The following is a 9,295-nucleotide window of genomic DNA, read 5'->3' on the forward strand; positions in this document are numbered from 1 at the left end:
GTTGTGTCAACGGTGTCGGCCACGGGAACAATCTACCGGTTACTCGATGATGGCGCCGCCCCAGCCGTGGGGCGGCGCCATCGTCCTTGCCGGCAACCGGTGTGCCTCAGCAGCAGCGACTGCCGGGGTTGTGCTCCTGGCGGTGGTACTCGTGGCGCCAGAACTCGCCGCGCTCCATCGGCGGCCCGGCCTGACCGGTGGTGTGGTGCCACTGCAGGTAGCGCTCGTAGCGGTCGGCGCCCAGCACGCCGTTGGCCAGCCGGGACAGGCGTCGCAGCCAGTCCATCAGTGCCCCGACCTGACCAGGTGTGCGTCGGGATTGGCGGCGTGGAAGGCACTCCACTGCGCCTCCAGCTCCTTCTCGGCCGCCGAGGCGCCCAGGCCGGCGGGTGCGTAGAGCTGCGCCGGGAGCGCCGGGTCCTCGGTGTCGAGCTGCTCGACGCCACGTCCTGCCTGCAGGGCCTGGACGGTGCGCAGCGCACACACCGCGAAGACCACCAGTGCGCACAGCACGAAGAGCACCGACAGGCTGCCCTGCACCATGGTGTTGTTGGACACCGCCTGCATCGCCTCGGGGGTCTTGGCCCCTCCCAGCGAGGTCTTGCCGGCGGCGATGGCGTCGGCGTAGAGCCGGTGGTTGGCGAAGTAGCCGACCTTCGGGTCGCTGGAGAAGATCTTCAGCCAGGATCCGTAGACGGTGATGACGGCCGTGAAGATGGTCGGCACCACCAGCACCAGCAGGGTGCCGCGGGCCCCCTTGCGGGCGAAGATCACCGTGCAGATGCTCAGGGCGATCGCGGCCAGCAGCTGGTTGGCGATGCCGAAGAGCGGGAACAGGGTGTTGATGCCACCCAGCGGGTCGGTGACGCCCATGACCAGGATCGAGCCCCAGCCGGCCACCATGACGGCGGTGGTGAACCAGGCCCCCAGCTTCCAGCCCGGATCGCGGAAGCGGGGCGCGACGTTGCCCAGCGCGTCCTGCAGCATGAAGCGGGCCACGCGGGTGCCGGCGTCGACACTGGTGAGGATGAACAGGGCCTCGAACATGATGGCGAAGTGGTACCAGAAGCTCATCATCGCCTTGCCGCCGAAGACCTGGTGCATGATGTGCGCCAGGCCGACGGCCAGGGTGGGGGCGCCGCCGGTGCGCGAGACGACGGAGTGCTCCCCGACGTTCTCAGCGGTCTCGGTGAGCGTCGCGGCATCCACGTGCACGCCGGACAGGCCCAGCGAGTTGACGAACTGCACCGCCCCCTCGACAGTCCCCTGGGTGGCGGCGGCGGGCGCATTCATCGCGAAGTAGATGCCGCGGTCGATGCTGACCGCGGCGACCAGGGCCATGATTGCGACGAAGGACTCCATCAGCATGCCGCCGTAGCCGATCAGGCGGGTCTGGCGCTCCTTCTCCACCATCTTCGGCGTGGTGCCCGAGGCGATCATGGCGTGGAAGCCGGACAGGGCACCGCAGGCGATGGTGACGAACAGGAAGGGGAAGATCTTGCCGCTGAAGACCGGCCCGTCACCGCGACTGGCGAACTCGCTGACGGCCGGCACGGTGATCTCGGGGCGCACCACGATGATGGCCAGGGCGAGCATGACGATGACGCCCACCTTCATGAAGGTGGACAAGTAGTCGCGCGGGGCCAGCAGCAGCCAGACGGGCAGCACGGCGGCGATGAAGCCGTAGCCGATGACGATCCACGCCAGGGTCGGGCGGTCCAGGTGGAACCAGGCCTGGCCCCAGCCGGTGTTGGCCACCCAGCCTCCGCCGATGATGGCGGCCATCAGCATCACGCAGCCGATCACCGAGACCTCCATCACCCGTCCGGGACGGATGAAGCGCAGGTAGAGGCCCATGAACAGGGCGATCGGGATGGTCATGCCGACGCTGAAGACGCCCCAAGGGCTCTCCCCCAGCGAGTTGACCACCACGAGCGCCAGGATGGCGACGATGATCAGCATGATCGACAGGGTGGCCAGCAGGGCGGCGAAGCCCCCGACCAGCCCGAGCTCGTCCTTGGCCATCTGTCCCAGGGATCGTCCGCCGCGGCGCATCGAGGCGAACAGCACCACGTAGTCCTGCACGGCGCCGGCGAAGATGACGCCGACGATGATCCAGATGGTGCCGGGCAGGTAGCCCATCTGGGCGGCCAGGATGGGGCCGACCAGCGGCCCGGCTCCGGCGATGGCGGCGAAGTGGTGGCCGAACAGGATGCGCCGGTCGGTGGGCACGTAGTCGTGGCCGTTGTAGTTGTACTCGGCGGGGGTGGCGCGACGGTCGTCGGGCTTGATCAGCACCCGTTCGACGAAGGTGGAGTAGAAGCGGTAGGCGATCAGGTAGCTGCAGACGGCAGCGAAGACGAACCAGATCCCGTTGACCTGTTCGCCGCGCAGGATGGCGATCTCCACCCAGGCCACTGCTCCGAGCAGGGCGATCAGACCCCACACGACCATCTGGCGGGGTGTGAGGCGCCGTTCCCGGCTGATCACCTCTTCGTCGAGCGAGGTGGGAGGAATGTCGGTGCGGGCCTTGCTGGGGATGACGGTGCTCATGTCTACCTCAGGGGAAGGGGTGGGCCGCGACGAGGATGCCGCACTGGCCGGGAACCGCCACTGGTTCCTGGGCTCGACTCTAGACAAGGCAGTGATGCCCGCCGCACCCGGGTGGGGCGGCGGGCATCGTCGGAGCGGTCCGGGGACCATCCCGTGGTGCTTCGGGTCAGGCGTTGAAGTCCTGGGCCCCGGCGGAGCGACGGGCCGCATCGGCGCCCTCCAGCAGCAGCCGGCGCAGCGCACCGGGTGCCTGCGGATGCGCCTGCAGCCAGGCATCGGCACGGTCGGCAGCATCGGGCGTGTCGGGGAAGAGGCCGCGCACCAGGCGCTGGGCGATCTCGATGGCGTGCTGCTGCCAGACCGTGGGCAGTCCGTGAAAGTAGCCGTCGGCGCGATCGGCCAGCAGGTGCCCCTGGCCGGGGGCGTTGAGCCCGGCGATGATCGCGTCGACGTGGTCATTGCTGAGCGCCAGCGGCGTGTGCAGCTGCTGCCAGGCCTCGGCCTTGACCTGGGCCTCGGGGCGGGCGGCCAGGGCACCCAGGCGGGCGGTGACGCCGTCCTTGCCGGGATCGCGGGCCAGTTCCTCGTCGAGCTCGGCGACGCCCCAGCGGCCCTGTGCCGCCATGGCGGTGGCCAGCATCCAGCGCAGCTCCGAGCCGACCTCGAGCCCGTCGGGGACCTCGCTGCCGTCGAGCAGTGCCCCGACGTGGTCGGTGGCGGCCGGGACGCGACGCGCCAGCGAGGCGAGGCTTCGGGCCAGGGCGAGCTGGCGGTCGCTGCCGGGCTCGGCGCCCTGCAGGGCCTGCCAGACGGCCTCCGCCAGGCGGCCGGCCTGCTCCTCGCGGCGCTGCTCGGGCAGGTAGTGGTTGATGCCGAACTCGGCATTGGCCAGCAGCACCGACAAGGTGGCGATGTCGCTCTCGGCCAGGCCGTGGGCGATGACTGCGTCCAGGTGGTCGACGACCGGGAGCACGGCGTCGCGGGTCTGGTTCCACAGCGAGGACCAGACCAGGACGCGGGCCAGGGCGTCGTCGAGGCTTCCCAGGTGCTGCTTGACGGTGGCCAGGGAGCGTTCGTCGAGGCCCACCTTGGCGTAGGTGAGATCCTCGTCGTTGACCAGCACCAGGTCGGGCTCGGCCAGGCCGACGGCGGAGGGCACCTCGGTGAGCTCGCGGCCGTCGAGCTCCAGGTCGATGCGGTCGCTGCGCACCAGGCGGTCGCCGTCGAGCCGGTAGAGCCCCACCAAAAGAGTGTGCGGGCGGCCGACGTGCTGGCCGTCGCGGGCGTCCACCGAGTGCTGGCGCACGGCCAGTCGGGTGATCTTCCCGTCGGCGCACTCGACCTGGGGCACCAGGCTGTCGGGCCCGGCGGTCTGCAGCCAGCGCCGCGACCACTCCTGCAGGTCGCGCTGGGATGCCTGCTCCAGGGCCTTGAGCAGGTCGGCCAGGCGGGCGGAGCCGAAGGCGTGGGCCTGGAAGTAGTCGCGGGCGCCGGCGAAGAAGTCGTCGATGCCGACGTGGGCCACCAGCTGCTTGAGCACCGCAGCACCCTTGGCGTAGGTGATGCCGTCGAAGTTCTGCTTGGCGGCCTCGATGTCGGGGATGTCAGCGACGATCGGGTGGGTGGTGGGCAGCTGGTCCTGGTTGTAGGCCCAGTCCTTGCGGCGTCCGGCGAAGGCGACCCAGGCGTCGGTGAACTCGGTGGCCTCGACGCTGACATGGGCGCCCATGAACTCGGCGAAGGACTCCTTGAGCCACAGGTCGTCCCACCAGGCCGGGGTCACCAGGTCGCCGAACCACATGTGCGCCATCTCGTGCAGGATCGTGTTGGCGCGGTTCTGGTACTGGGCACGGGTGGCGGCCGAGCGGTGGATGTAGTGCTCGGTGAAGGTGACCAGGCCCGGGTTCTCCATGGCGCCCAGGTTGTACTCGGGCACGAAGACCTGGTCGTACTTGCCCCAGGGGTACGGGAAGCCGAAGGCAGCATGGTAGAAGTTCATGCCCTGCTTGGTGAGGGTGAAGATCGCCTCGGCGTCGAAGTGCTCGGCCAGGCTCTGGCGGCACAGGGCACCGAGCTCCACCTCGAGTCCGTCGCCGGAGCTCCATCGGTCGGTCTGCTCTGCCCAGGGTCCGGCGGCCACGCAGGTGAGGTAGGTCGACAGCCTCGGGGTGGGCGCGAAGGCGTGGCGCACGCCGGTCACTCCGTCGTCATTGGTGACCGGGCCGCCGGATACCCGCGGCTGGTTGGAGCGCACCTGCCAGCCCTCGGGCGCGAGCACCGTGATGTGGTGCACTGCCTTGAGGTCGGGCTGCTCGAAGTTGGGGAAGACGCGACGGGCATCGGCCGGCTCGTACTGGGTGTACAGGTAGGTCTGCTGGTCGATGGGGTCGACGAAGCGGTGCAGGCCCTGCCCGGAGCGCGAATAGGTGCCCTCGGCGTGGATCTCGACGACATTGCGCCCCTGCTCCAGGGACAGCTGCAGCCGGGCGCCGTCGTAGTCGACGACCTTCTGAACCTCGCCGTTGACGACCAGGTGGTTCACGGCACCGTCGACGAAGTCGATGAAGGTCTGCTCGATGGTGGACTCCAGTTGCACCACGCAGTGCACACCGAAACGGGCCTGCTCGGGGTCGGTTGCCCCCAGCAGGTGCAAGGTGGTGTGGTAACTCTCGACGGTCAGGCCGGCACTACGTCGGGCGGCCTCGTCACGGGCGATGTTGGTAGTGGTCACCGTGCCAGCCAAACACTGCTCGCCGCAGGGCGCAAGCACTTGCGGCCCTTGTCACGGCCATACCAACCACCCAGCCTAGGCTGGGGACATGATGGCGACGACATCCCCCCTCCCGGTACTGGTGATGGATGCCGGCCAGACCGGCGTGCGCGCCGAGCTCACCGTCGATGACCGGGTGCTGCTGCACCACGAGGGCGAGGGCGTGGTGACCGACCGGCCGGTGGTGCCGCAGCTGGCTGCCATGGCCCGCGAGGTGCTCGACCGGGCCACGGCGCAGGGTCTGCTGGGCCGGGAACCGGTGGTGCTGGCCGTTGGCAGCTCGGGCCTGACCCCCGGTGAGGACGCCGGCCAACTGGCCGAGGCGGTCGGCGTCGGCGTGCACAAGGTCCTGCTGGCGCACGACTCGATCACCAGCTACCTGGGCGCGCTGGGCGACCGGACCGGGGTGGTGGTGGCCGCCGGCACCGGCGTGGTGACCCTGGCCGTCGGGGACGAGCAGGTGGCCCGGGTGGACGGCTGGGGCAACCTCATCGGGGATGCCGGCTCGGGCTACTGGATCGGCCGCGCCAGCCTGGACGCGGTGATGCGCGCCCACGACGGCCGGGGCCCGGCCACGGCCCTCTCCGCGCCGGTCCAGGAGCATTTCGACGGCGATCTGGAGGGCGCCTACATGGTGCTGCAGGCCGATCCGCACCGGGTGCGCCACATCGCCGCCTGGTCGCGCACCGTCGCCGAGCTGGCCGCCGACGACGAGGTCTGCCGCGACATCTGCGAGCGGGCCGGGCAGGAGCTCGCCTGTTCGGCGCTGGCGGGACTGCGCAGGGTGGGCCTGAGCGGGGTGGGTTCGGACGGGGTGGGTCTGGACGGCACCGTCGAGGTGCCGGTGGGAATGGTGGGGAAGGTCTTCGACTCGCCGCACGTGCGCGAGTCCTTCACACGGACGGTGCAGGAGCAGTGCGTGGGCGCCTGGCCCACGCGCACCACCACCGACGGCCTGCGCGGTGCGGCACGCCTGCCACTGCTGTCCCCGGGCTCGGCGCTGCGGCGCGACGTGGGCAGGGCCGGGAGTGGCGGTCCGGCGGCGGCCCGGGGTGCATAATGCAGTGGTGAACCCACCTGTCCGTGTTGCACTTGTCAATGACCACCCCCTTGTGATCGAGGGTCTGGCGAGCCTGCTGGCAGATGCCGAGGGGATCGAGGTGGTGGAGCTCGACACCCTCGTGCCGGTCGCCAGCCCCGTCGACATCCTCCTGCTCGATACCTATGCCTCGTCCTTGCCGATCGACGAGACCGTCCGGGGCCGACTCAGCGAACAGTCGGCCTCGCGGCTGGCCGTCTACGCCTGGCAGGTGGACGACGACCTGGTCCACGACAGCCTCGCTGCCGGGGCCAGCGGGGTGCTGTCCAAGGCCCTGACCGCCCAGGAGCTCGCACACGCACTGCGCACCATCCAACAGGGCCACCGGGTCGTGGAGCGCGGCGCCTCGGCGGTGGCGGCAGACCTCGACCCCGACCACGGCGTGAAGGGTCGCGACTGGCCCGGGCGCAATGAGGGCCTGAGCATGCGCGAATCGGAGATGATCACGCTGATCTGCCAGGGCCTGAGCAATGAACAAATCGCCCAGGACCTCTTCCTGAGCCCCAACTCGGTCAAGTCCTACATCCGCTCCGCCTATCGCAAGATCGGTGCCACGAGCCGTTCCCAGGCAGTGATCTGGGGCCTGGAGCATGGCATGCGCCCGTCGGCCAGCCGCAAGGCCAGCTGAGAGGCGTTCACGTCGCGTTCAGACGGGCGTCGGTTGGAGTCCACCGGCGCCTGTTTGAGTCTCCCGTGCATCCCCGCTGGCCCCACGGCCGCGGCCCCACAGGAAACGGCCCCCGGGCCGGTGCGAAAGGAACCCCATGGACTCCAAGCGTCTGCTCCCGATGATCGACCACGTGCGCGGCAAGCGTTCCGCCGTCACCTGCGCCCTCAAGTGCGACAACCAGTGCCTCGGCGAGACCTGCAACACCACCGACAACGACTACTTCCGTGACGTCGCCTCGGCCGCGGTGAGCCGTCGCGGCGTGCTGGCCGGCTCCGCCGGTGCCGTGGCCCTGTTCGGCGCCTCCCACGCCGACTTTGCCGCCGCCGCCCCCGCCGGGCTGGCCGAGGGCCGTCGCAACCGCCGCGGCAGCAGGAGCCCGCTCAACTTCGACCCGATCGCACCGGTCGACTACACCGTCGACGAGCTCAACGTGCCCACCGGCTACGCCTGGAAGCCGATCATCCGCTGGGGCGACTCGCTCTTCGACGACGCCCCCGCCTTCGACGCCAACAAGCAGACCGCCAAGGCCGCCCGTCGCCAGTTCGGCTACAACAACGACTACACCGAGATCCAGGAGATCCCGGGCAGCAACGGCCGCCGCGCGGTGATGTTCGTCAACCATGAGTACACCAACGAGAACATCATGTTCCCCGAGGACATGCCGATCGAGACCAAGCGCGAGCTGGGCATGATCAACCACGGCCTGACGGTGGTGGAGCTGCAGCGCAAGAACCCGGCCAGCCCCTACAGCTACGTCAAGGGCGCCCGCCTGAACCGTCGCATCGTCATCGACGACGCCTACCGCATGACCGGCCCTGCCGCCGGCAGTGACCTGCTCAAGACCAAGGCCGACCCCTCGGGCACCAAGGTGCTGGGCACCCTGGGCAACTGCTCCGGCGGACTGACCCCGTGGGGCACCCTGCTCTCGGGCGAGGAGAACTTCCATTCCTACTTCGTCGGCGAGGGCACCTCCGCCGAGGACAAGCGCTACGGCATCACCAGCAAGGAGACCGTGCGCGGCTGGGAGCACAGCGATCCCCGCTTCGACACCCGCAACGAGGGCTTCGAGAACGAGACCAACCGCTTCGGCTGGATTGTCGAGGTGGACCCCTTCGACCCCACCTCCACCCCCCGCAAGCACACCGCACTGGGGCGCTTCAAGCACGAGGGCGCCAATGTCATCGTCGCCCGGGACGGGCACGTGGTCGCCTATTCGGGCGACGACGAGAAGTTCGACTACCTCTACAAGTTCGTCAGCAAGCGCAAGTACCGCAAGAACGACCGGCGCCACAACATGCGCCTGCTGGAGGATGGTGACCTGTACGTCGCCAAGTTTTCCGGCAACTCGCCTGCCGCGGAGATCGACGGCACCGGCGCCCTGCCCAGCGACGGCGCCTTCGACGGCACCGGCCGCTGGCTGCCGCTGGTCAAGGACGGCCAGTCCATGGTCGAGGGCATGAGCGTGGAGCAGGTGCTAGTCTACACCCGCCTGGCCGGCGACAAGCTGGGCGCCACCAAGATGGACCGTTGCGAGGACGTCGAGCCCTCGCTGAAGACCGGCCGCGTCTACGTCGCCTGCACCAACAACTCCGACCGCGCCAAGCCCGGCAAGGCCGGCGTCGACGAGGCCAACCCGCGCTCCCAGAACCGCGACGGCCACGTCGTCGAGATCGACGAGCTGGGCAGCCAGACCTCCACCCGCTTCGCCTGGAACCTGCTGCTGGTCTGCGGTGATCCCGCCACCGACGAGAACACCTACTTCGCCGGCTACCCGCGCGAGCACGTCTCGCCGATCTCCTGCCCCGACAACCTGGCCTTCGACTCGGTCGGCAACCTGTGGATCTCCACCGACGGCGCGCCCGACGGCATCGGCTACAACGACGGCCTCTTCCGCGTCACGCTGGAGGGCCGCGACCGTGGCCGCGTCGACCAGTTCCTGTCGGTGCCGACCGAGGCCGAGACCTGCGGCCCGATCGTGCGCGACAAGGAGCAGACGGTCTTCGTCTCGGTGCAGCACCCCGGTGAGGACGGCACCTTCACCGAGCAGCACAGCCAGTTCCCCGACTACGACAAGACCGTGGCCCGCCCCTCGGTGGTGCAGGTCTACAAGAAGCGCGCCGACCGCCGCCCCCGCAGCTGACCTGCCGGGCAGCAACACACGAGGGCGCCTCCCATCCGGGAGGCGCCCTCGTGGCTCGTACGC

At 69.6% G+C, this 9,295-nt stretch carries 6 protein-coding genes; 3 read left to right on the forward strand and 3 right to left on the reverse strand.

The window, feature by feature from the left end; genetic code table 11:
• Positions 1-106: 106 nt before the first annotated feature.
• The 3 genes from ACHFFZ_RS07995 to pepN form a co-directional block, all read right to left on the reverse strand.
• Positions 107-286, reverse strand: coding sequence for a CstA-like transporter-associated (seleno)protein (locus ACHFFZ_RS07995; RefSeq protein WP_394276117.1), 180 nt, complete (start codon positions 284-286; stop codon positions 107-109).
• Complete coding sequence (locus ACHFFZ_RS08000) at positions 286-2,553, reverse strand: carbon starvation CstA family protein (RefSeq protein WP_394276118.1); 2,268 nt, start codon at positions 2,551-2,553, stop codon at positions 286-288. Before ACHFFZ_RS08000 ends, ACHFFZ_RS07995 begins: the two co-directional genes overlap by 1 nt.
• A gap of 166 nt (positions 2,554-2,719) precedes the next feature.
• Positions 2,720-5,284 carry an aminopeptidase N gene (gene pepN / locus ACHFFZ_RS08005; protein WP_394276119.1) on the reverse strand — a complete coding sequence of 855 codons (2,565 nt, stop codon included), beginning with the start codon at positions 5,282-5,284 and terminating at the stop codon, positions 2,720-2,722.
• An 88-nt stretch (positions 5,285-5,372) separates the two neighbouring features.
• On the opposite strand from pepN, the gene ACHFFZ_RS08010 reads away from it, so the two are divergent.
• The 3 genes from ACHFFZ_RS08010 (at position 5,373) to ACHFFZ_RS08020 (ending at position 9,232) form a co-directional block, all read left to right on the forward strand.
• Positions 5,373-6,383 (forward strand): N-acetylglucosamine kinase, encoded by a 1,011-nt coding sequence (locus tag ACHFFZ_RS08010; RefSeq protein ID WP_394276120.1) that lies wholly within the window; start codon positions 5,373-5,375, stop codon positions 6,381-6,383.
• Positions 6,384-6,390: 7 nt separating this feature from the next.
• Positions 6,391-7,050, forward strand: coding sequence for a response regulator transcription factor (locus ACHFFZ_RS08015; protein WP_394276121.1), 660 nt, complete (start codon positions 6,391-6,393; stop codon positions 7,048-7,050).
• Between the two features lie 136 nt (positions 7,051-7,186).
• Positions 7,187-9,232, forward strand: a complete 2,046-nt coding sequence (locus ACHFFZ_RS08020) for a PhoX family protein (protein WP_394276122.1) — start codon at positions 7,187-7,189, stop codon at positions 9,230-9,232.
• Positions 9,233-9,295 lie beyond the last annotated feature (63 nt).

This window comes from Luteococcus sp., assembly GCF_043424415.1.
Lineage (GTDB): Bacteria > Actinomycetota > Actinomycetes > Propionibacteriales > Propionibacteriaceae > Luteococcus.

What these genes read in the sequence shown, in the direction of transcription:
- ACHFFZ_RS08010 (WP_394276120.1), top strand. Translation starts at nt 5,373, where the DNA reads ATGATGGCGACGACATCCCCCCTCCCGGTACTGGTGATGGATGCCGGC.
- ACHFFZ_RS08000 (WP_394276118.1), bottom strand. Translation starts at nt 2,553, where the DNA reads ATGAGCACCGTCATCCCCAGCAAGGCCCGCACCGACATTCCTCCCACC.
- ACHFFZ_RS08020 (WP_394276122.1), top strand. Translation starts at nt 7,187, where the DNA reads ATGGACTCCAAGCGTCTGCTCCCGATGATCGACCACGTGCGCGGCAAG.
- ACHFFZ_RS07995 (WP_394276117.1), bottom strand. Translation starts at nt 286, where the DNA reads ATGGACTGGCTGCGACGCCTGTCCCGGCTGGCCAACGGCGTGCTGGGC.